Source organism: Lentzea chajnantorensis, from assembly GCF_054300775.1.
Genome location: NZ_JBSDZT010000002.1, coordinates 2,588,191 through 2,610,014, shown reverse-complemented (window position 1 = coordinate 2,610,014; position 21,824 = coordinate 2,588,191). Strand labels below are relative to the sequence as shown.

Annotated in this window: 20 protein-coding genes and 3 pseudogenes; 9 read left to right on the top strand and 14 right to left on the bottom strand. The window is 70.3% G+C overall.

Annotation, left to right across the window (positions count from 1 at the left end; translation table 11 throughout):
* Nucleotides 1-17 precede the first annotated feature (17 nt).
* The gene (locus ACVDFE_RS13660) at nt 18-788 is read right to left on the bottom strand and encodes a polysaccharide deacetylase family protein (protein WP_458430638.1); all 771 of its coding nucleotides are present in this window, start codon (nt 786-788) and stop codon (nt 18-20) included.
* An 86-nt stretch (nt 789-874) separates the two neighbouring features.
* Here ACVDFE_RS13660 and ACVDFE_RS13655 point away from each other — a divergent pair, with 86 nt between their 5' ends.
* Both ACVDFE_RS13655 and ACVDFE_RS13650 read left to right on the top strand, forming a co-directional pair.
* Nucleotides 875-1,402, top strand: coding sequence for a YbhB/YbcL family Raf kinase inhibitor-like protein (locus ACVDFE_RS13655; RefSeq protein ID WP_360390856.1), 528 nt, complete (start codon nt 875-877; stop codon nt 1,400-1,402).
* Nucleotides 1,403-1,506: 104 nt separating this feature from the next.
* Nucleotides 1,507-2,877: a mycothione reductase gene (locus ACVDFE_RS13650; RefSeq protein WP_458430637.1), complete on the top strand. Its 1,371-nt coding sequence runs from the start codon at nt 1,507-1,509 to the stop codon at nt 2,875-2,877.
* Between the two features lie 96 nt (nt 2,878-2,973).
* On the opposite strand, the gene ACVDFE_RS13645 is transcribed toward ACVDFE_RS13650, so the two are convergent.
* Complete coding sequence (locus ACVDFE_RS13645) at nt 2,974-3,378, bottom strand: VOC family protein (RefSeq protein WP_360390862.1); 405 nt, start codon at nt 3,376-3,378, stop codon at nt 2,974-2,976.
* Nucleotides 3,379-3,432: 54 nt separating this feature from the next.
* The gene (locus tag ACVDFE_RS13640) at nt 3,433-4,620 is read right to left on the bottom strand and encodes an MFS transporter (protein ID WP_360390865.1); all 1,188 of its coding nucleotides are present in this window, start codon (nt 4,618-4,620) and stop codon (nt 3,433-3,435) included.
* Between the two features lie 105 nt (nt 4,621-4,725).
* On the opposite strand from ACVDFE_RS13640, the gene ACVDFE_RS13635 reads away from it, so the two are divergent.
* The 3 genes and pseudogenes from ACVDFE_RS13635 to ACVDFE_RS13625 all read left to right on the top strand — a co-directional run bounded on the left by ACVDFE_RS13635 (nt 4,726) and on the right by ACVDFE_RS13625 (nt 7,640).
* Entirely contained in the window at nt 4,726-5,397 is a 672-nt protein-coding gene (locus ACVDFE_RS13635; RefSeq protein WP_458430636.1) for a FadR/GntR family transcriptional regulator, read from the top strand.
* Between the two features lie 44 nt (nt 5,398-5,441).
* Nucleotides 5,442-6,546 (top strand): annotated as a pseudogene (locus ACVDFE_RS13630) (epoxide hydrolase family protein).
* On the top strand, nt 6,543-7,640 hold the full coding sequence (locus tag ACVDFE_RS13625; RefSeq protein WP_458430635.1) for a winged helix DNA-binding domain-containing protein: 1,098 nt from the start codon (nt 6,543-6,545) through the stop codon (nt 7,638-7,640). Before ACVDFE_RS13630 ends, ACVDFE_RS13625 begins: the two are co-directional and overlap by 4 nt.
* On the opposite strand, the gene ACVDFE_RS13620 is transcribed toward ACVDFE_RS13625, so the two are convergent.
* Nucleotides 7,615-8,076: a LysR substrate-binding domain-containing protein gene (locus ACVDFE_RS13620; RefSeq protein ID WP_458430634.1), complete on the bottom strand. Its 462-nt coding sequence runs from the start codon at nt 8,074-8,076 to the stop codon at nt 7,615-7,617. The genes ACVDFE_RS13625 and ACVDFE_RS13620 overlap by 26 nt on opposite strands.
* 137 nt (nt 8,077-8,213) lie before the next feature.
* On the opposite strand from ACVDFE_RS13620, the gene ACVDFE_RS13615 reads away from it, so the two are divergent.
* A complete protein-coding gene (locus ACVDFE_RS13615; RefSeq protein ID WP_458430633.1) occupies nt 8,214-8,435 on the top strand; it encodes a hypothetical protein in 222 nt (73 codons plus the stop codon).
* On the opposite strand, the pseudogene ACVDFE_RS13610 reads toward ACVDFE_RS13615, so the two are convergent.
* Nucleotides 8,390-8,515, bottom strand: a pseudogene (locus ACVDFE_RS13610) (LysR family transcriptional regulator); the annotation flags it as partial. The gene ACVDFE_RS13615 and the pseudogene ACVDFE_RS13610 sit on opposite strands and share 46 nt — an antisense overlap.
* A 73-nt stretch (nt 8,516-8,588) precedes the next feature.
* On the opposite strand from ACVDFE_RS13610, the gene ACVDFE_RS13605 reads away from it, so the two are divergent.
* On the top strand, nt 8,589-9,482 hold the full coding sequence (locus ACVDFE_RS13605; RefSeq protein ID WP_360390878.1) for an EamA family transporter: 894 nt from the start codon (nt 8,589-8,591) through the stop codon (nt 9,480-9,482).
* Here ACVDFE_RS13605 and ACVDFE_RS13600 read toward each other — a convergent pair.
* On the bottom strand, nt 9,406-10,905 hold the full coding sequence (locus tag ACVDFE_RS13600) for a cobyric acid synthase (protein ID WP_458434328.1): 1,500 nt from the start codon (nt 10,903-10,905) through the stop codon (nt 9,406-9,408). The two genes, ACVDFE_RS13605 and ACVDFE_RS13600, sit on opposite strands and share 77 nt — an antisense overlap.
* Between ACVDFE_RS13600 and ACVDFE_RS13595 the strand changes: the two genes are divergently transcribed.
* On the top strand, nt 10,904-11,614 hold the full coding sequence (locus ACVDFE_RS13595; protein ID WP_458430632.1) for a hypothetical protein: 711 nt from the start codon (nt 10,904-10,906) through the stop codon (nt 11,612-11,614). The two genes, ACVDFE_RS13600 and ACVDFE_RS13595, sit on opposite strands and share 2 nt — an antisense overlap.
* Here the strand turns inward: ACVDFE_RS13595 and map are convergent.
* The 6 genes and pseudogenes from map to dxr form a co-directional block, all read right to left on the bottom strand.
* Entirely contained in the window at nt 11,601-12,458 is an 858-nt protein-coding gene (gene map, locus ACVDFE_RS13590; RefSeq protein WP_360390883.1) for a type I methionyl aminopeptidase, read from the bottom strand. The genes ACVDFE_RS13595 and map overlap by 14 nt on opposite strands.
* A 117-nt stretch (nt 12,459-12,575) precedes the next feature.
* A complete protein-coding gene (locus ACVDFE_RS13585; protein WP_458430631.1) occupies nt 12,576-14,360 on the bottom strand; it encodes a penicillin-binding transpeptidase domain-containing protein in 1,785 nt (594 codons plus the stop codon).
* 19 nt (nt 14,361-14,379) lie between these two features.
* Nucleotides 14,380-15,231: a GNAT family N-acetyltransferase gene (locus ACVDFE_RS13580; protein ID WP_360390888.1), complete on the bottom strand. Its 852-nt coding sequence runs from the start codon at nt 15,229-15,231 to the stop codon at nt 14,380-14,382.
* Between the two features lie 198 nt (nt 15,232-15,429).
* A complete protein-coding gene (ispG, locus tag ACVDFE_RS13575) occupies nt 15,430-16,560 on the bottom strand; it encodes a flavodoxin-dependent (E)-4-hydroxy-3-methylbut-2-enyl-diphosphate synthase (RefSeq protein ID WP_360391496.1) in 1,131 nt (376 codons plus the stop codon).
* A gap of 46 nt (nt 16,561-16,606) precedes the next feature.
* Nucleotides 16,607-17,815, bottom strand: coding sequence for a M50 family metallopeptidase (locus tag ACVDFE_RS13570; RefSeq protein ID WP_360390891.1), 1,209 nt, complete (start codon nt 17,813-17,815; stop codon nt 16,607-16,609).
* Nucleotides 17,816-17,823: 8 nt separating this feature from the next.
* Nucleotides 17,824-18,955, bottom strand: a pseudogene (dxr, locus tag ACVDFE_RS13565) (1-deoxy-D-xylulose-5-phosphate reductoisomerase).
* A gap of 135 nt (nt 18,956-19,090) precedes the next feature.
* Between dxr and ACVDFE_RS13560 the strand changes: the two are divergent.
* The gene (locus tag ACVDFE_RS13560; RefSeq protein WP_360390895.1) at nt 19,091-19,357 is read left to right on the top strand and encodes a GlsB/YeaQ/YmgE family stress response membrane protein; all 267 of its coding nucleotides are present in this window, start codon (nt 19,091-19,093) and stop codon (nt 19,355-19,357) included.
* Nucleotides 19,358-19,529: 172 nt separating this feature from the next.
* Here the strand turns inward: ACVDFE_RS13560 and ACVDFE_RS13555 are convergent, their stop codons facing one another.
* Nucleotides 19,530-20,180 (bottom strand): response regulator, encoded by a 651-nt coding sequence (locus ACVDFE_RS13555; RefSeq protein WP_458430630.1) that lies wholly within the window; start codon nt 20,178-20,180, stop codon nt 19,530-19,532.
* On the bottom strand, nt 20,177-21,781 hold the full coding sequence (locus tag ACVDFE_RS13550) for a sensor histidine kinase (RefSeq protein ID WP_458430629.1): 1,605 nt from the start codon (nt 21,779-21,781) through the stop codon (nt 20,177-20,179). Before ACVDFE_RS13550 ends, ACVDFE_RS13555 begins: the two co-directional genes overlap by 4 nt.
* Between the last annotated feature and the right edge of the window lie 43 nt (nt 21,782-21,824).

The window sequence follows — 21,824 nt, the reverse complement described above, 5'->3', positions numbered from 1 at the left end:
CGACCGCGGGTGCGCGGTCAGGCGAGGAAGTCCTCCAGCGGCACCGGCGTCAGCCCGTCGTGCTTCGCCCGCTCCAGGAACGCGGTGAAGTCCTCCACGAACGTGGTGCGGAAGTGCATGAGCACGATGTCCCCCGGCCGCAGCCGGTCGCCCACCTGGAACTGCACCCGGCCGTCGTTGACCGCGGCGGTCCAGTTGACCAGCGCCTTGAACCCGCAGCCGGCAGCCGCCCTGCGGGTGTTCGCGTCGTAGTTGCCGAACGGCGGGCGGAACAACGTGGGCCGCTTGCCGTACTCGGCCGCGAGGAAGTCGGCGTTGCCGCAGATCTCCTGCCGCTGGAACTCGTAGCCCTTGCCCTGCAGGTTCGGGTGGTTCGTGGTGTGGCTGTGGACCGTGACGGGCATGTGCTTGAAGTAGTCCTTGTGCCCCTCGGCGTACTTGGTGTTGAGGAACAGCGACGGCCACACGCCCGCGTTCTCCATCAGCTCGCGCGCCTTCGGGTGCTGCACCGCGCCGTCGTCGATCGTGATGAACACGTACGGCTTGGCGGTTTCGATGCGCGTGACGACGGGCACCATGCCGTCGTGGACCGCCGGCGCGTGCGCCTGCACCGTGCCGTACGTGTACGGCGGCTCGAACATCCGCTTCGGCTGCTCGGTCGTGGCGGTGGTCGTCTGCGGCGCCGTCGTGAGCACCAGCCCACCCGGCTGCGCGTCGGGTTGCCGCGCACATGCGACCAACACCACGACCAGCACAAAGGCAGCACAAAGCCGCAACTTGGACATCATTTCCCCCTCCACGCGGAAGACTCCGCGCAGGCACCCATGGTTGCACGGGGATAAGGTCGAAATGATCACAAAGAGGAGGAGTTCCGATGAGCCTTGAGCGTCCAGTCGCTCCCGACCCCTACGCCCTGCTCCCCGCGGTCGGCACGTTCTCCGTCACGTCCGCGGACGTCCGCGACGGCGAACAGCTCCCCGACGCCCAGGTGTTCGAGGGCGGCAACACCTCGCCGCAGCTCTCCTGGTCCGGTTTCCCGGCCGAGACCCGCAGCTTCGTCGTCACCTGCTTCGACCCGGACGCCCCGACCCCGTCGGGTTTCTGGCACTGGGTGGCCGTCAACCTCCCTGCCTCGACCACCTCGCTGGACACCGGCGCCGGCGAGTCCGACGCCACGCTGCCCGGTGACGCGTTCCACGTCCGCTCCGACTACGGCACCCGCGCGTTCGGCGGTGCCGCCCCGCCCAAGGGCGACCACCCGCACCGCTACTTCTTCGTGGTGCACGCGGTCGACGTCGACGCCCTCGACGTGGACTCCGACGCCTCCCCCGCGGTGGTGAGCTTCAACCTCGCGTTCCACACGCTGGCGCGCGCGATCATCACGCCCACCTACCAGCACTGACCTGGTCCGGCCGTGCCCGGTGCGCCCGCGGGCGGGCCGGGCACCGTCGTGCGGCGGGCCCCGTCTCGGGAACACCGGTCCCCGAACAATGGTTGGATCGTCACGTGAGGCACTTCGACCTGGTCATCATCGGCACCGGCTCCGGCAACTCGATCCCGAACGACGCCATGGCGGACTGGCAGATCGCCATCCTCGAAAAGGGCACGTTCGGCGGCACCTGCCTGAACGTCGGCTGCATCCCGACGAAGATGTTCGTCCACACCGCCGACCAGGCCGCGGCGCCTGCCAACGCGAAGAAGCTCGGCGTGGACGCGCACCTGGACGCCGTGCACTGGCCGGAGGTCCGCGACCGGATCTTCGGCCGGATCGACCCGATCTCGCAGGGCGGCCGGAACTGGCGGGCCAACGAGAACGCCAACGTCACCGTCTACGAGGGCACGGCGCGGTTCATCGACGCGCACACGATCGACACCGGCACCGGCGAGACCATCACCGCCGACCGGATCGTCATCGCGGCGGGGTCGCGGCCCACCACCCCCGACATCGCGGACCTCGACACGACCGGGTTCCACACCAGCGACACCGTCATGCGGCTGGACGAGCTGCCCGAGAGCCTCATCATCGTGGGCAGCGGGTTCATCGCCTCCGAGTTCGCGCACGTCTTCAGCAGCTTCGGCGTGCGGGTCACGGTGATCGCGCGGAGCAACCTGCTGCTGCGGCACGAGGACCTGGAGGTCGCCGAGCGGTTCACCGAGGTCGCGAAGACCAAGTGGGACGTGCGGTTGCAGCGCAAGACCACGCGCGCCGAGAAGACCGTCACCGGGGTGCGGCTGCACCTCGAAGGACCCGACGGCGAGGAGACCGTGGAGGCGCAGCAGCTCCTCGTCGCGGTCGGCCGGCAGCCCAACACCGACCTGCTCGACGCGGGCAAGGCGGTCGAGCTGCACGAGGACGGCCGGGTCAAGGTCGACGAGTTCCAGCGCACCAGCCAGCCGCACATCTTGGCGCTGGGCGACATCAGCTCGGACTACCAGCTCAAGCACGTCGCCAACCACGAGGCGAAGGTCGTGCAGCACAACCTGCTGCACCCGGACGAGCCGATCGCGAGCGACCACCGGTTCGTGCCGGCCGCGGTGTTCTCCAGCCCGCAGATCGCGAGCGTCGGGCTCACCGAGGAACAGGCCAAGGCCCGGGGCATCCGGTACGTCACCGCGAGCCAGGCCTACGCGAGCATCGCGTACGGGTGGGCGATGGAGGACCGGACGGGCTTCGCGAAGCTGCTCGCCGACCCGGCCACCGGCCAGCTGCTCGGCGCGCACATCATCGGGCCGCAGGCCTCGACGGTGATCCAGCCGCTCATCCAGGCGATGAGCTTCGGCCTGGACGCGAAGACCATGGCGCGCGGGCAGTACTGGATCCACCCGGCGATGCCGGAGCTCGTGGAAAACGCACTCCTCAACCTGCCTCTGGACTGAGGCAGGCCCTTCCAACGGCGCCGCGCCACGCCGACTCCCCTGCTGCTAACGGCATCTGCAAGTACCAGTACTTGCAGATGCCAGCGGAGCAAGGGGTTAGGACTGTTGGACGCGCACGGTGTTGCCGGCCGGGTCGCGGAACACGCAGTCACGGGCGCCCCAGGGCTGCGAGGTCGGTTCCTGCACCACGTCCGCGCCGCCCGCCTGGAGCTTGTCGAACACGCCGTCCAGGTCCGGGGTCGCGAGCGTGATGTACGCGTAGCTCCCCGCCGCCATCATCTCCGCGATCGCGGTGCGGTGGGCGTCGGTGAGGCCGTCGGCCATGGCGGGCGGTTCGAGCACGACCGACGACGCGGAACCGGCGGGTGCGACGGTGATCCAGCGGTGCGCGCCCTGACCGACGTCCAGGCGGACCTCCCAGCCGAGCAGGTCGCGGTAGAACGCGAGCGAGGCGTCCGGGTCGGTGTGCGGCAGGAACGTGGCGTGAATGGTGATGTCCATGCCGGCAACGCTATGAGCAGCGCGAACGCCGTGCTTCTCGATTCCTGACCGAAGCTAGACGTAACGGGGACGGCCGGCGACCCAGCCGAGCGCCGTCAGCGCGGCGAGCAGGACGAGCTGCAGCACCAGCGACACCGTCCACGACCCCGTGGCGTCGCGCAGCAGGCCGAACGCGAACGGCCCGGAGGCCGCGATGAGGTAGCCGAGGCTCTGGGCCATCGCCGACAGCCGCGCGGTGTCCGTCGTGGACTTCGTGCGCAGCGACATCATCAGCAGCGCCAACGGGAACATGCCCATGCCGAACCCGATCAGCACCATCCACAGGCCGGGGGCGGCGGCCGGTGCCACGAGCATCCCGAGGATTCCCGCGAACGACAGCACGCCCAGCACCAGCACCATCGGGCCCTGGCTGGAGAACCGGGCGGCGATCGGTGGCACGAACAGGCTCACCGGCACGCTCAGCAGCATCGAGACCGCGAGCAGCAGGCCGGCGGTGTTCCGGTCCACGCCGGCGTCGACGAGCATCGCGGGCAGCCAGCCCATGACGGTGTAGGCGAACAGCGACTGCAGGCCGAAGAACACGGTGATGACCCACGCGAGCGGGCTGCGCAGCAACGAGCGCTTCTCCGCCGGGGTCGCCGGCTTCACGACCGTGGCGGAGGAACCGTGCCGGGCCGCGGCGGACCAGACGAGCACCGCGCCCAGCGACAGCAGCGCCCACGAGCCGACCGCGAGGCGCCACGAGCCGAGGAGGTCCTCCAGCCGGGGCGTGAGCGCCGCGGCGAGTGCGGCACCCGCGGCGAGCGTTCCGGTGTACACGCCGGTGAGCAGGCCGACGCGGTCCGGGAACGACGCCTTCACCACCACGGGGATCAGCACGTTGGAGACCGCGATGCCCGCGCACGCGATGAAGGTGCCACCCAGCACGACCCACGGGCCGTCGACCACGCGCAGCACCAGGCCGAGCGTGAGCACCCCCAGTGACAGCCCGATCGCGCGGGCCATGCCGAGGCGGCGGCTGAGCCACGGCGCCGCGAACGCCGCGAAGCCGAAGCACAGCGCCGGAACGGCCGTCAGCGCGCTGGTCCACGCGGCGGAAACGCCGAGGGCGGCGCGGACGTCGCCGAGGACCGAGGCCAGACTGGTGACCGCTGGGCGGAGATTCGCCGCCGCGAGGGCGACCCCGACCGCGAGGAGCGTGGACCCGACCAGCGGAACGTGACGATTCTTGACGACCGTCACCCTGCGACCCCGATCGGTGGCAGTCTGTGCGGCACTAGTCGTCTGCTGGATCGTCACGCGCACCACTATCGCAGACATGGGATGTTCGGATGAAAGGATGACGCTGTGCCGTTGGCCACTACCCGACGGACGGGCCTCGTCGACCAGGTGATCGAGCAGATGAGAGGTGCGATCACCAGCGGCGAATGGCCCGTCGGGCAGCGCATCCCGCCCGAGCCCGAGCTGGTCACGGCGCTCGGGGTGGGTCGGAACACGGTTCGCGAGGCCGTGCGGGCGCTGTCGCACGCAGGCCTGCTGGAGGTGCGGCAGGGCGACGGCACGTTCGTCCGCGCCACCAGCGAGATCTCCGGCGCCGTGCGCCGGATGTGCGGAACGGAGCTGAAGGAGGTCCTCCAGGTCCGCAGGACGCTGGAGGTCGAGGGCGCACGACTGGCCGCCAAGCACCGCACCGACGCCGAGCTGGCACAGCTCACCGAGCTGCTGCGCCGGCGCGACGCGGCGATGGAGGCCCAGGAGTGGGCGGAGGTCGTCGAGCACGACACCGCGTTCCACGTGCTGCTCGTGCGGTGCTCGCACAACACGCTTCTAGCCGAGCTCTACCAGGGCTTGACCGAGGCGGTCAAAGCTTCGGTGGCGGCCTCTGTGGACACCAGCCAGCCCGGTCGTGACCAGGTGTCGCACACCGGGCTGCTGCACGCGGTCCGCGACGGCGACCAGGAGAGGGCGGCGATCGAGGCGGGCGGGTTCTTCGAGGAGCTGATCGAGAAGTTCTGCTGAACGCGGACAGCACCTGTCCGCACGAGCTGCATAGCGTGGGGGCCATGGAGATCGTGCCGTTCCGACTCGAGATCCCGCAGGCCGAGGTCGACGACCTCCGCTCCCGGCTGGCGAACACCCGCTGGCCGGAGGACGACCTGCCGGGCGTCGGCTGGTCCTACGGCATCCCGCTGAGCTACCTGCGACCGCTCGCCGACTACTGGGCCGACGGGTTCGACTGGCGTGCGCAGGAGGCGCGGATCAACGCCCACCCGCAGTTCACGACGGAGATCAGCGGGCAGCGCATCCACTTCCTGCACGTCCGCTCGCAGAACCCGGACGCGCTGCCGCTGCTGCTGGTGCACGGCTGGCCCGGCTCGTTCGTCGAGTTCCTGGACGTCATCGAGCCGCTCTCGCGGGACTTCCACCTGGTCATCCCCTCCATCCCCGGCTTCGGCTGCTCCGGGCCGGTGAAGAAGCCGGGCTGGAACGTGCTGCGCATCTCGTGGGCGTTCGCGAAGCTCATGGAGGGCCTCGGCTACGACCGCTACGGCACCCAGGGCGGCGACTGGGGCTCCGGCATCGCGCAGGAGATCGGCCGCGTCTTCCCCGAGCAGGTCGTCGGCGTGCACGTGAACATGCTGCAGACCTTCCGGCCGCAGGGCGTCAACGACCTCTCACCGGAGGAGCTCGGGGCGCTGGAGTCGCTCGACCACTACCAGAAGGAGCTTCTCCGGCTACATGCACCAGCAGCGCACCCGCCCGCGGACGCTGGCCTACGGCCTGACCGACTCCCCCGTCGGCCAGCTGGCGTGGATCGCCGAGAAGTTCCACGACTGGACCGACAACGACGGCACGCCCGAGAGCGCCGTCGCGCGCGACCACGTCCTCACGAACGTCTCGCTCTACTGGTTCTCCCGCACGGCCGGCAGCTCCGCCGCCCTCTACAAGGAGCAGGCCGCGTCCTGGGGCAACCAGCAACCCACCACGGTGCCGACCGGCGTGGCCGTCTTCCCGCACGACATCAGCCGGCCGGTGCGGTCGCTCGCGGAGAAGATGATCCCGACGATCGTGCACTGGACCGAGTTCGACCGCGGCGGGCACTTCGCCGCGATGGAGGAACCGGACCTGCTGGTCCAAGACATCAGGAAGTTCTTCGGCTCACTGTGACCACTCTTTCGAACCGCACGCTCAACCGGACGCTGCTCCAGCGGCAGCTGCTGCTGGAACGCACCGACATGCCGATCGTGGCCGCCGTCGAGCACCTCGGCGGACTGCAGGCCCAGGCCCCGATCCCGCCCTACCTCGCCCTGTGGACCCGGCTCAAGCCGTACAGGGTCGACGCGCTGAGCAAGCTCATCATCGACCGCTCACTGGTGCGGATGACGTTGTGGCGCGGCACGCTGCACCTGATCTCGGCGGATGACGTCCACCTCATGCGCACGGCGTTGCAGCCGGAGCTGAACAAGTGGGCGAAGATCGTGATGCCGCCCGCCACCCGCGTCGAGATCGACCTGGACAAGCTGGCCCGCATCACCCGCGAGTACATCGACACCGAACCGCGCACGGTCGCGGAGATCGGTGCCCACCTGGAGGAGCACTTCCCCGAGGCCAGGGCGCGCGAGCTGTCCACCCAGGCGCAGATGCTGGTGCCGATGGTCCAGGTGCCCCCGCGCGGCATCTGGGGCGTCGGCGGGGTGCCGCAGAACGTCGCGATGGCCACCTGGCTCGGCCGGGAGCTGCCCTCGTCGGCCGACGTGCCCGAGCTGATCAAGCGCTACCTGCGCGCGTTCGGCCCGGCGACGCTCGCGGACATGCAGGCGTGGTCGCGGCTGATCGGGCTCAAGGCGCACGCCGCCGGCCTCGACCTCGTGGAGTACGAGAACGAGGACGGCAAGGTCCTCTACGACGTGCCGGACGGCGTGATCGTCCCCGCCGACACCCCCGCGCCCGCCCGGCTGCTGCCCGCGTTCGACAACGTCCTGCTGGGCCACGCCGACCGCACCCGGATCATGAGCGAGGAGGCCCGCTCCCGCTGGGGCGCGGTGCGCAACGGGGTGTTCCCGCCGACGTTCCTGGTCGACGGGTTCCTGCGCGGCACGTGGAACGTGGTGGAGACCAGGGACGCCGCGACGCTGACGATCGAGCCGTACTTCAGGACCACCAAGAAGGACCTGGCCGGCGTGGAGCGGGAGGCGAAGGCGGTGCTGAAGGTGATGGCGCCAGGGAAGGAGCACGTCATCGAGCAGCGGCAACCTGCCTGAGCACGTCGAGCGCCGCGGTGATCGCCGGGCGGCGCGAGGCCTGCGTGCGCCAGATCGCGTAGAGCGTGCGGGTGGGGGCGGGCCGCATCGGGACCGCCCGCACGTTCTCCGGCACGACCCCCCTGCCCAGCCGCGGGATCAGCGCGACCCCGATCCCCTTGCTCAGCAACGCGAACTGCGTCTGGTACTCGCTGACCCGGTAGGCCAGCTCCGGTTCGATGCCCGCGCCGTGGAACGTCCGCACCAGCCAGTCGAAGCAGATCGCACCCTCCGGCTGGCACATCCACCGCTCGCCCGCCAGGTCGGCGGGCACCAGGAACTCCTTGTCCGCCAACGGGTTCGACGTCGGCACCAGCACCTCGGCGAGGTCTTCGCACAGCGCCACCCGCGACAACGAGTCCGGCACCGGCAGCGGCGTGTTCTCCCAGTCGTGCACGACCGCCAGGTCGAGCTTCTCCGCGTGCCACGGCCTCGGTCGCGAGCGGCGGGTCGATCTCCTTCATCCGCACGTCCAGCGCGGGGTGCTGCTCGGCGAGACCGACCAGGACGTCCGGCAGCACCCCGCGCGCCGCCGTGGCGAACGCGCCGATGCACAGCCGGCCGACCGCGGCACCGCGGTGCTCCTCCAGCGCCACCTCGGCCTCTTCGACGAGCTTCAGCACCTGCCCGGCCGTGTCGGCCAGCAGCAGCGCGGCGTCCGTCAGCGCCACCCCGCGGCCACGCCGTTCGAGCAACGTCGTGCGCGTCTCGCGTTCGAGCTTCGCGATCTGCTGGGAGACCGCGGACGGCGTGTAGCCGAGCACGTCGGCGGCCTCGCCGACGGTCCCGTAGGTCGCGACGGCGTGCAGGGCCCGCAGGCGTCCGAGATCGAGCATGTAGCGATGCTAAACCCAATACCCCACGACTTGGAACTGGTGCTAAACAGTCGTGCGGCGCACGCTGGGCAGCGTGAACCCACGCCACGTCCTGCTCGCCGTGCTGGTCGCCGCCATCTGGGGCTTCAACTTCGTCGTGCTCAAGGTGGGTCTCGACGAGTTCCCGCCGATCCTGTTCTCCGCGCTGCGCTTCCTCGCCGCGGCGGTGCCGGCGATCTTCTTCGTGGGCCGGCCGAGCGTCGCGTGGAAGTGGGTGGTGGCGGTCGGGCTTGTGCTCGGCGTCGCGAAGTTCAGCTTCCTGTTCATCGGCCTGCACGCGGGCATGCCCGGCGGGTTGTCGAGCCTGGTGCTGCAGAGCCAGGTGATCTTCACGGCGGTGTTCGCGGCGGTCGTGCTGCGCGAGCGGCCCAGACCCGTGCAGGTCACCGGCATCGCGCTCGCGGTGGCGGGCATGGGGATCATCGCGTGGGACTACGGGCTGTCGTCACCGCTGCTCGGGTTCGTGCTGGTGATCGCGGCCGCGGCGTGCTGGGGCGTGTCCAACGTGCTGATGCGCTACGCGCGGCCCGCGGACACGTTGCGGTTCATGGTGTGGGTGAGCGCGGTGGCGGTGCTGCCGCTGTTCGCGCTGTCGGCGCTCACCGAGGACATGAGCGCGCTGGGCCGCATGGACTGGGCGGGCGTGGGCGCGATCGGGTACGTCGCGTGGGTCTCGACGCTGCTCGGGTTCGGGATCTGGGGGTTCCTGCTGCGCCGCTACGAGTCGTCCGTCGTCGCGCCGTTCTCGTTGCTGGTGCCGGTGTTCGGGATGTTCTCGGCGTGGGCGTTCCTGGGCGAGGACCTGACGGCCGTCCGCGCGGCGGCCGGTGGGCTGGTGCTGGCGGGGCTCGCTATCCCGCAGCTGGTGGGGCGCCGGGCGGCACGAACGGCAGTCCCGCCGGAACCCCTCGTTCCAGCAGGTCGGTGACGGCCTTCGTGTCGAGGTGGTCGGCGACCAGGTCGCCCAGCAGGTCGAGCTGGGCCTCGCGGGCGGCCTGGAAGCTCACCTCGCCCGGCACGAAGTCGCGCCCCGACCGGTCCGCCGCCCACCGCAGGAACCGGCGGCGGAACCCGTCGTTCTCCAGCAGGCCGTGCCAGTGCGTGCCCAGGACGCGGTCGGTCTCGGCGCCCTCGTCACCGACGAGCGGGCGTTCCCCGCTGCGCACGACCTGGCCGTGGTGGATCTCGTAGCCCGTGACCGGCTCGCCCCACGCCACGTCCGACGGCCTGGCCAGGGTCTTGCGCGCGGCGAAGCGGACGTCGACGTCGAGCAGGCCGAGCCCGTCGACCGCACCGTCACCGGACTCGACGTCGTCCTCGATGCGCCGGGACAGCATCTGGAACCCGCCGCAGATGCCGAGGACCGGGCCGTCGAACCGCGAGACCGCCTCGGCCAGGCCCGTTTCCCGCAACCAGCGCAGGTCCGACACGGTCGCCTTGGAACCGGGCAGCACCACCAGGTCCGCGTCCGCCAGCCGGGACGGCTCGGTGACGAACCGCACGGACACACCGGGTTCGCAGGCCAGCGCCTCGACGTCGGTGGCGTTCGAGATGCGCGGCAGCCTGACCACCGCGACCCGCAGCCAGTCGCGCACCGGTGGCAGCGGCCGGCCGATCACGCCGTCCGCGGTGTAGGACAGCGAGTCCTCCGCGTCGAGCCACAGCTCCTCCCGCCACGGCAGCACGCCCAGCACCGGCCGCCCGGTGAGGTGGCGGAGCTGGTGCAGCCCGGGTTCGAGCAGGCGCGGGTCGCCGCGGAACTTGTTCACCACGAACCCCGCGACCAGCGCCTGGTCCGCCGCGTCCAGCACCGCCACCGTGCCGAAGAGGTGAGCGAGGACACCACCGCGGTCGATGTCACCGACGACGAGCACGGGCAGTCCGGCGCGGGTGGCCAGGCCCATGTTCGCGATGTCGTTGCGGCGCAGGTTGATCTCGGCCGGTGAACCGGCGCCCTCGCAGACCACGACCTCGTGGTCGCGCCGCAGTCCGTCCAAAGTGGACAGCACGGTGCCGAGCAGCTCCTGCTTGCGCTCGCGGTAGCTCAGCGCCGAGACCTCGCCCCGCGCCTCGCCGAGCACCACCACCTGGGACGTGCGGTCGCTGCCCGGCTTCAGCAGCACGGGGTTGAAGCGCACGCTCGGCTCCTTGAACGCCGCCCGCGCCTGCACCGCCTGCGCACGGCCGATCTCGCCGCCGTCGAGCGTGACGAACGAGTTGTTGGACATGTTCTGCGCCTTGAACGGCACGACGTCGACCCCCTGCCGCGCCAGGAACCGGCACAGTCCGGCGACCAGGACGCTCTTGCCCGCGTCCGAGGTCGTCCCACAGATCAACATCGCACCCCGCATGGACGCCAATGCTGCCATCATCACGGGCATGGTCACCGTCGTGCTCATGCACAGCCCTTTCCTAGGCCCGTCGAGCATGCGTCCGCTCGCCGACGAACTGGCCTCAGACGGGGTGGCGGTGCTCCTGGTGGACCTGCAGATGACGGTGAACGAGGCCCCGGTGCACCAGCGGCTGATCGGCGCGTTCGCGGACGCGCTGGAGGACTCGGGTGTCGCCGGACCGCTGGTGCTGGTCGGGCACAGCGGCGCAGGTCCGTTGCTGCCGGGGTTCGCCGACGCGCTGGAGACCGAGGTGGCGGGGCTGGTGTTCCTCGACTCCGACCTGCCGACGCCGGGCAGGGCGTGGCGCGACACCGTCGACCCGGCGCTGGTCAGCCAGGTCAAGGCGTCGGTGCGCGACGGCAAGCTGCCCCGTTGGGACCGCTGGTTCGACACCGACCCGCTGACGCTGGTGCCCGCTGAGCTGCGCGGGGAGATGCGTGACGAGGCGCCCGAGGTGGCGTGGGAGTTCCTGAAGGAGCAGCGGCCGGTCGTGGAGTGGGACGGACCGTGCGGGTACGTGCTGCTGTCGGCGGTCTACGAGGACGCGGCGGACGCGGCCGAGAAGCTCGGCTGGCCGGTCGAGCGCGTCGAGTCGCACCACCTGGCGGCCGCGACGTCGCCCTCGGCGGTCGCGGCCGCGCTCAAGGCCGTCCTCAGCAGACTGTGAGGATTTCCGAGCCGGTCTCGGTGACGACGATGGTGTGCTCGAACTGGGCGGTCCAGCTCTTGTCCTGGGTGGTGACGGTCCAGCCGTCGTCCCACATGTCGTGCTCGAAGCCGCCGAGCGTGATCATCGGCTCGATCGTGAACGTCATGCCCGGTTCGAGCACGGTCTTCATCGACGGCTCGTCGTAGTGCAGCACCACGAGGCCGCTGTGGAAGTCGCGGCCGATGCCGTGGCCGGTGAAGTCGCGGACCACGCCGTAGCCGAAGCGGTTCGCGTACGCCTCGATGACGCGGCCGATGACGTTGATCTCCCGGCCCGGCTTCACGGCCTTGATCGCGCGCATGGTCGCCTCGTGCGTGCGCTCGACGAGCAGCTTGGCCTCCTCGGAGACGTCGCCCGCGAGGAAGGTCGCGTTCGTGTCGCCGTGCACGCCGCCGATGAACGCCGTCACGTCGATGTTCACGATGTCGCCGTCCTCGACCACTGTCGAGTCCGGGATGCCGTGGCAGATGACCTCGTTCAGCGAGGTGCAGCACGACTTCGGGAAGCCCCGGTAGCCCAGCGTCGAGGGGTACGCGCCGTTGTCGCACAGGAACTCGTGCGCCACCGCGTCGATCTCGTCCGTCGTGACGCCGGGGACGACGACCTTGCCGGCCTCCTGCAGCGCCTGGGCGGCGAGACGGCCCGCGACCCGCATGGCCTCGATGATCTCCGGCGTCTGCACCCACGGGTCGTTGCCGCGCGTCGGCGCGGGCTTGTCGACGTACTCGGGGCGAACGATGCGTGACGGCACCGGACGACGTGGAGATTGCACACCGGGTTGCAGCGGAGCACGAACAGCCATGGTCTCCACCCTACTGGGCGACGACGGAACCGCCTCGGACCTGGTCCTGCGCGTGCGGCCACAGCCGTTCCGCGTGGAGCAGGCGTTCCCGCAGCGCGGAGAGGTCGTCAGGGCTCATCACGGCACCGCCTGGAGGAACCGCGCAGCGACGTCCACCGCCGGGGTGGAGGTCTCCCCGCTGAGCACCAGGGTCGCGAACGCGAGATCACCCCGGTACCCCATGAACCACCCGTGTGAGTGCACGCCGTCGCCGAACTGGGCGGTACCGGTCTTGCCCCGCACGTCCCCGTACGGCTTGAGCTGTGGTGCGGTGCCGTAGTCGACGACCTCGCGCATCATCTGCCGCACCGGGTCGAGCGCCGTGGGCGGGGCGGGCTGCTTGTCGGCCTTCGTCTCCTTGCCGCGCACCAGCTGCGGCGTCGGCATGGACCCCTTCACGATGGACGCGGACACCAGCGCCATGCCGAACGGCGAGGCCAGCACCTTGCCCTGGCCGAACGCGTCCTCCGCGCGTTCCACGACGTCCTGCGCCGGCGGCAGCGAGCCGGTGATCGTGGTGAGGCCCTGGATGTCGAAGTCGACGCCCAGGCCGAGCGACAGCGCGGTGTTCGTGAGCAGGTCGGCCGGCATGTCGACGGCGAGCTGCGCGAACGTGGTGTTGCAGGAGAACGCGAACGCCGAGCGCAGCGGGATGGTGCCCTTCTCGAACTCGTTCGAGTTCGGCACGACCCGGCGGCCCGCGATGGTGGTCTTGCCGGGACACGGCAGCGGGGTGTCGGCGGTGGCCTGACCGGACTGGACAGCGGCGAGCGCCGTCACGGCCTTGAACGTCGACCCCGGCGGGAAGCGGCCGGTCAGCGCCAGCGCCCCCTGCGCGTCGGCGGCCTCGTTCTGCGCGACGGCCAGGACGTCACCGGTGGACGGCTGGAGCGCGACGAGCATCGTGGGCTGCTGCAGCGGCTCGACGGCGTCCTCCGCGGCGGTCTGCACGATCCGCGACAGCGCGGTGCCGATCGCCTTCGCCGGCTCGGGTGCCTGCTGGTGCAGCTCGTCGACCTCGGCGCCCTGCGCGTTGACCGTGGCGACGCGGAAGCCGGTGTGGCCCGCGATCTCGTCCTCGACGGCCTTGCGGATCGCGGGCAGCACCTGCGAACCGAACGTGCGGCTGGGTGCGAGCAGTGAGGTCTGCGAGCTGAACCGCACGCCGGGCAGCTCGTAGATCTTCGGCTTCACCGACTGGTAGTCCGGGTCCCGCAGCGCCGCGACCTGGTAGGCCTGCCCCTCCGGCGTCTTGGCCGCGCCGTCGGTGATGGACTGCTGGGTGATCGCCTTGTCGAGCGGGTTCAGCGCCTCCCCCAGCGCCCTCGCGACGGCGGCGACGTCACCGGCCTCCTTGGGCACCAGCAGCACCGACACGACCCGTTCCGGCGAGAGCAGCGGCGTCCCGTCGCGGTCGAGCACCGGCGCGGGGTCGGGCCTGAGCTCGGTGAGCTTGACGGTCTGCTGTGGAGCGAGCTTGGGATGCGGCACCGACGTGGCCCAGCGCACCTTCCAGGCGTCGCCCTCCCGCCGGACCTCGAACTTCGTCGGGTACGACCAGTGCCGCCCCTTGCCGAGGTCCCAGTCGAGCGAGACCGACGCCTCGGCCGCCGTGTCGCCGTTGTTGCGGATCTGGTCGACCTTGCTGGTCAGCTTCTCCGGCTTGAGCGCTCCGCGGAACTTCTCCAGGGTCTCCTTGGCGTCGGCGGGGTTGTCGGTCAGGTTCGCCGCGCCCTGCACGTCACCGGAGGCGAGCTTGCCCAGGAAGTCGCCGGTGATCTCCGGAGCGCCGGGTTCGTCCTCGAACAGCCCGCAGCCGCTCACCGCCACCAGGACCGCCGTGGTCATCGCCAGAAGTCGCACGGCCGCGAGTATGCCCGTTTCAGAAGAGGACCGTGGCGTACTGCCCGACCTGTTCGAACCCGATCCGCCGGTAGGCGGCCTGCGCCACGTGGTTGTAGCCGTTGACGTAGAGGCTCGCCGTGCGGTCCAGGTGGTGCACGAGCCGGCTGGCCACCGCCGCCGTCCCCGCGGTGCCGAGCCCCTCACCCCGCCGTTCCGGTCGCACCCAGACCCCCTGGATCTGCCCGACCCGCTTCGACATGGCCCCGATCTCGGCCTTGAAGACGACCTCGCCGCCCTCGAACCGGGCGAACGCCCTCCCCGCCGCGATCAGCTCGCTCACGCGGGCCCGGTAGCCCGCGCCGCCGTCCTCCGCGCACGGGTCGATGCCGACCTCTTCGATGAACATGGCGATCGCGGCCGGCAGGTACCGGTTGAGCTCGCTGGGCCTGACCTGCCGCACCATCGGGTCCGGCGCGACGTCGGGGGTCCGGCTGAGCGCCATCAGCGGCTGGTCACCGCGCACCTCGCGGGCCGGTCCCCAGTCGCCCTGCAGCTCGTCCCACAGCGTCAGCACCTGCTCGGCCGGTCCGACCAGGCTGGAGCACATGCGGCCCCTCCTGCGCGCCCGGTCCGCGAACATGCGGATGGCGCTGGGGCTGCCCCGCAGCGGGATGAGGTTCGGCCCGGAGAAGCACAGGCCGTCGACCTTGCCGCGCATCGGCCGGGCGTCCGACCCCCACATCTCGCCCCCGAGGCGCCACGGGTCGAGACCGGCGGTCTCCACCCTTGCCGCGACCATGCACGCGGCCACGGGGTCGCTGTCGAGCACCCCGCGCACGTCGATCAGGTCGCGCTCGTCGAGCACGCGCGCTCCGGCCAGCCTCAGCACGTCATCCAGCGTGCCAGATTTGCCGCGCGTGTGGGATCAGCCAACAGTGCGGCCTGATCGTGACTGACCGCACTGCGAGTACCCCCAACTCATGATCGTTCCGCTCATGACCACACCCAACTAGTTCGACGATCGCCGAACTGGTTGGGTGCGGTTACGAGCCTGTTGATGTTGAGTTGGGGGTGCTCGCAGACGCCGTCAGCCGACCGTGACCGCCGGAGTGCCGCCCTCGACGGGCTCCATCTCCTCGGCGAGGCGCATCGCCTCCTCGATCAGCGTCTCCACGATCGCGTGCTCGGGCACGGTCTTGATGACCTTGCCCTTGACGAAGATCTGGCCCTTGCCGTTGCCCGACGCGACGCCCAGGTCGGCCTCGCGGGCCTCACCGGGGCCGTTCACGACACAGCCCATGACGGCGACGCGCAGGGGGACCTCCATGCCCTCCAGACCGGCCGTGACCTGCTCGGCGAGGGTGTAGACGTCGACCTGGGCGCGGCCGCAGGACGGGCAGGACACGATCTCCAGCTTGCGCGGGCGCAGGTTGAGCGACTGGAGGATCTGGTGGCCGACCTTGATCTCCTCGACCGGCGGTGCGCTCAGCGACACCCGGATCGTGTCGCCGATGCCCTGCCGCAGCAGCGCGCCGAAGGCCACGGCCGACTTGATGGTGCCCTGGAACGCGGGACCGGCCTCCGTCACGCCGAGGTGCAGGGGGTAGTCGCACTGCTCGGCCAGCAGCTCGTAGGCGCGGATCATGACGACCGGGTCGTTGTGCTTGACCGAGATCTTGATGTCGTGGAAGTCGTGCTCCGCGAAGAGCGAGGCCTCCCACATCGCCGACTCGGCCAGCGCCTCCGGGGTCGCCTTGCCGTACTTCTGCAGCAGCCGCGGGTCGAGCGAACCCGCGTTGACGCCGATGCGGATCGGGGTGCCGTGGTCCTTGGCGGCGGCCGCGATCTCCTTCACCTGGTCGTCGAACTTGCGGATGTTGCCGGGGTTGACGCGCACGGCGGCGCACCCGGCCTCGATGGCGGCGAACACGTACTTCGGCTGGAAGTGGATGTCCGCGATCACCGGGATCTGCGACTTCCTGGCGATGGCGGGCAGCGCGTCCGCGTCGTCCTGAGACGGGCAGGCGACGCGCACGATGTCACAGCCGGCCGCGGTGAGCTCAGCGATCTGCTGGAGCGTCGCGTTCACGTCCGACGTGAGCGTCGTCGTCATCGACTGGACGGAGACGGGGAACTCGCTGCCGACACCGACGTTGCCCACCATCAGCTGCCTGGTCTTGCGACGTTCCGACAGCACCGGCGGCGGCAGTGCCGGCATTCCGAGCATCACGCCGTCACTCATGGGTTGTGCACCTTTCCGTAAGTCACTGCAACCTGATCGGGTTGACGATGTCGGCGGTCACGGTCAGCAGCGTGATGGCGCCGCCGAGGAAGATGACCACGTAGGTGAGCGGCAGCAGGCGCATGTAGTTGACCGGGGCGCCGGCGGGTTTCCCGCGCAGCTTCCTCACCCAGTCTCGCACCCGTTCGTAGAGGTTGACGGCGATGTGACCACCGTCAAGCGGCAGCAGCGGCAGGAGGTTGAACACACCCACGAAGAAGTTCAGACCCGCGAGCATGAGCACGAAGAACGCCCACAGCCCGCGCTCGGCCGCGTCACCGCCCAGGCGGGAGGCACCGACGACGGAGATGGGGGTGTCCAGGTCGCGTTCGCCGCCGCCGATGGCCTTGACCACGGCCGGGATGCGCTCGGGGAAGCGCATGAGGCCCTTCCAGGTGTTCACGAACATGTCGCCGGTGAACGCCACGGCCGCCGGGACGGCCTCGACCGGCCCGTAGGTGAACGACTCCTTCGGCAGCACGCCGATCGCGCCGATCTCCTTGGTCTCCTTGCCGCCCTTGCCGTCGGTGAGGGTGCGGGTGACCTTGGCCACGTCGACGGTGACCGTCATCTCCTTGCCGTCGCGCAGGATCTTGAACTCGGTCGGGCCGGTGCGCTCGCGGGTGACCCGCTGCATGTCCGGCCACGTCGGCGTCTGCTGGCCGGCGATCGCGACGATCTCGTCACCGGGCTGCAGGCCGGCGTTCCTGGCGGGCGCGGGCGAGCCGGACGGGCACGAGCCGTCGGTGACGTTCGCGACCGGCACGCACGGCGTGACCTCCTGCAGCACCGGCAGGCCCTTGTTGTTCGGCAGGCCCAGCGACATCGCGAGGACCAGCAGGATGATGAAGCCGAGGATGAAGTGCGTGATGGAGCCCGCCGACAGCACGACGACGCGCTTCCACACCTTCTGGTTGTAGAACGCGCGCTTGCGGTCGTCCGGGTGCACCTCCTCCAGCGCCGTCATGCCGGTGATCTCGCAGAAGCCACCGGCCGGGATCGCCTTCAGGCCGTACTCGGTCTCGCCCTTGCGGAACGAGAAGAGCTTCGGGCCGAACCCGATGAAGTAGCGCGTGACCTTCATGCCGAAGGCCTTGGCGGTCAGCAGGTGCCCGAACTCGTGCAGCGCGATCGAGACCGCGATGCCGAACGCGAACAACAGCACCCCGAGGATGTTGATGAATGTGTTCACGGTGACGTTCAGTTCCTTCCGACCAGCTCGCGGGCGCGTGCGCGTGCCCAGTCCTCGGCGGCGAGGACCTCCGCCACATCGGCGGGGTCACTCTGCCAGTCGCCCGCCTCGCCGACGACTTGGCCGATGGTGTCGACGATGGACAGGAACGACGTCGCACCCGCGACGAAAGCTGCGAGGGCCTCCTCGTTCGCTGCGTTGTAGATCGCGGGCAGACACCCGCCCGCACCGCCCGCCTGCCGCGCGAGCTCGACCGCCGGGAACGTGACGTCGTCCAGCGGCTCGAACGTCCACGAGGTGGCGTTGTCAAAGGTACAGGCGGGTGCGGCACCGGCCACGCGGTCGGGCCAACTGAGACCGAGCGAGATGGGAAGCCGCATGTCAGGCGGCGAGGCCTGCGCGAGTGTAGAGCCGTCTGTGAACGTCACCATCGAGTGAATCACCGACTGCGGGTGCACCACCACGTCGATGCGGTCGTAGGGCACCTTGAACAGCAGGTGCGCCTCGATCAGCTCCAGCCCCTTGTTGACGAGGTTCGCCGAGTTGATCGTGACGACCTGGCCCATCGACCACGTCGGGTGCGCCATCGCCTGCCCGACGCTGACGTCCGCGAAGCTCGGCGCGGGTCTTCCCGCGGAACGGCCCGCCGGACGCCGTCAGCACCAGCTTGTGCACCTCGTGCGCCGCGCCACCGCGCAGGCACTGGGCCAGGGCCGAGTGCTCGGAGTCGACGGGGACGATCTGGTCCGGCTTGGCCGCCTTCAGCACGAGGGGCCCGCCCGCGATGAGCGACTCCTTGTTCGCGAGCGCCAGCGTCGCGCCGGACTCCAGCGCCTTCAGCGACGGCTCGAGCCCGCGCGACCCGTCCATCCCGTTGAGGACGACGTCCGCGGGGCACGCCTCGATCAGGTCGACCATGCTGGTCAACGTCTTGACACCGGGCACCTGGGCACCGCTGGCCACCGCCACGACGGGCACGCCGAACTCGGCTGCCTGCTCCGCGAGCAGGTCAAGCTGACGTCCACCCGCACCGAGCCCGACCACCCTGAACTGGTCGCGGTTGCGGCGGATGACGTCGAGCGCCTGGGTGCCGACGGAGCCGGTCGAGCCCAGGATCAGGACAGTGCGTGGAGTACTCATCGCCCCTCATTGTTCCGGAGAGTGCCTGAGAGCCCGGCACAGCCCGCTACTTTGATAACGGAGTGGTTTTGGAGGTGTGAAGTCGCCAGTTCGGGGGCATTCCGTCCGCGTCAGGCAGATGGAAGGAGACTTTCCGTGGGCATCCTTGGATGGATCGTGCTCGGCCTGTTGGCCGGAGCCATCGCGAAGGCCGTCATGCCGGGGAAGGACCCCGGCGGAATCATCATCACGATGCTGCTCGGCATCGTGGGCGCGATCCTCGGTGGATTCATCGGATCGGCGCTCTTCGGGACCGACCTCGGTACGTTCTTCGATCTGCGCACGTGGCTGCTCGCCATCGTCGGATCGTTGATCCTGCTCGGCATCTACCGCCTCGTGACGGGGCGACGAAGCCGCGTGTAGGCGCACATGACGTTTGGGGCCGTTCGGGTGACACCCGAACGGCCCCTTCGTGTTGTTTGGCGCTCGCTTCGCTCGCGCGGCGGGTTCGCCGGGAAGCTGGTCGCGAACCCGCAACCAGGCCGGACTCAGCCGCAATCGCTTGCGCCCGCTCGCGCGGCGTGCCGGGAGCGGACTATCCCGCCAGGCCCGCATCGCGTGCCAGCAGTGCCGCCTGCACCCGGTTCGTCAGCCCCAGCTTGGCCAGCAACCGCGACACGTACGTCTTCACCGTCGCCTCGGACATGTGCAGCTTGGCCCCGACGTCCGCGTTGGACATCCCCTGCCCCAGCAGCGCCAGCACCTCGACCTCGCGCTCGGTCAGCCCCGCGACGGCCTTCTGCGCCTCCTGCCGCTTCGGCTGCCCGGAGGTCGCGACCATGCCGACGACCCGTGACGTGACCATGGGTGACAGATAGGCCTCGCCGCTGTGCACCGCGCGCACGGCGCGCAACAGCTCCTCGGGCGCCGAGTCCTTCAAGAGGAACCCAGCCGCGCCGTCGGACAGCGCGCGCACGATGTTCTCGTCCTCGCCGAAGGTCGTGAGCATGACGACGCGCACGGACGGTGCCACGACGCGCAGTTCGCGCGCGCAGGCAAGGCCGTCCATGCGGGGCATGCGGATGTCGAGCACGGCCACGTCGACGCGGCGTTCGCGCACGATCTGCACGGCCTCGCGGCCGTCGCCGGCCTCCGCCACCAGCTCGATGTCGTCGGCGGTGCCGAGGATGGCCTTGATGCCCGCGCGCATCAACGGCTCGTCGTCGGCGATGAGCACCCGGATCATGGCTCGTTCCTCTGGACGTGGATCTTCTTCTCGACCAGCTTGCCGTCCTTGAAGCAGAAACGCACCACCCGGGTGCCCTTCGCGAGGTATGACTGCTCGTCGGTGATGTGGTAGACGCACCGGGAGCCGGGTGGCTCGGGGGTGGCCTGGGAACGGCGTTCACCGTCGCCGACCAGGGGTTCGTCACCCGCAGGCAGCAGGGCCATCACCTCGGGCTCCGGCTGGCCCACCGAGATGCTGTCGAGGGTCTGCCCCGACACGACCTCGGTGACCGGCTGCGCGCCGAGGTAGGTGAAGCCGCCGATGATGACGGACAGCACCAGGGACGCGCCCGCGATGGAGCCGACGCCGGCCCACTTGCGCAGGCGGCCGGGTGACTGGGTCTCCTCCTGCTCGTCCTCGGGGTCGTCGGGGAGCGGGGCTTCCTCGTACGGCAGCACGGCGGCGATGCGGAAGCCACCGGACGGTAGCGCGCCCACGTGCAGGACGCCGCCGGCAACGCGCACGCGTTCGCTGAGACCGATCAGGCCAACACCCGGCTCACCGGTCGGTGAACCGTTGCGGGACGGGTTGTTGCGCACCTCCACGACGAGTGCGTCCGGCTCGTACTTCACCGTCACCTGCACGGCCGCTCCAGGCGCGTGCTTGGCCGCGTTCGTGAGGCCTTCCTGTGCGACGCGATAGGCGGCGTGAGAGACACGGGACGGCAACGGGTGCGCTTGCCCGCCACGGACCAGGCTGACGAGCACGCCTGCCTTGCGCGCGTCGGCCACCAACGAGTCGATGGACTCCGCTGTGCGTGTCGCGGGGTCGTCGTCGGGGCCGTCTTCCGCGCGCAGCACCCCGATGATCGACCGCAGCTCGCCCATTCCGGTCAACGCCGCCGAGCGCAGCACGCCGATCGCCTCGCGCTGCTTCTCCCCCAGCGACGGGTCCAGCGCCAGCGCGCCGGCGTGCACGGAGATCAGCGACAGGCGGTGGCCGAGGCTGTCGTGCATGTCCTGGGCGATGCGGCTGCGTTCGCGCAGGCGCACCTGCCGCGACAGCAACCGGTGTTCGCCGCGCATCCGCGCCTCGCGGTCCTGCATGGCCTGCACGAGCGCCTCGCGCTGGGCGAGGTAGCGGCCGACGAGGAACGGCAGCGCCACGGCCACGCCGAAGATCGTGATCAGGATGAGCATGCCGTAGACGGGTTCGATCTCCAGCGGCCGTGCGTCCCAGTCCCACAGCAGCACCACGACGACGAACGTGATCGCCGTCGACACCACCGCCTTGACCCACGACTCGATCCGGCGGCCGGCCGTGTAGCTCAGCACCACCATCAGCGCCGCCCCGATGAACGGGATCGCCGCGGCCGCGATCATCACCGTCGCGGGCAGCGCGTGCCGCAGCGGCAGGAGCACCAGGTAGACGGCGAAGTAGGCGGCGAGCAGCCAGCCCGTCACCCGCTGCTCGGCCCACGGGCCGGGCCAGAGGTCCAGCAGGACGACGGCGACCGCGACGAGCACGTCCCCGGCGACCCGCACGGGCGTCAGCGCCCTGAACCGCGCCAGGTTGTCGGCGACGAACGCCTCGGCCCTGGCCCGCACAGCAGTAGTCACGCGGTCCAAGCTACGAGACGTCCCACCACCGCGCGGCACGCTG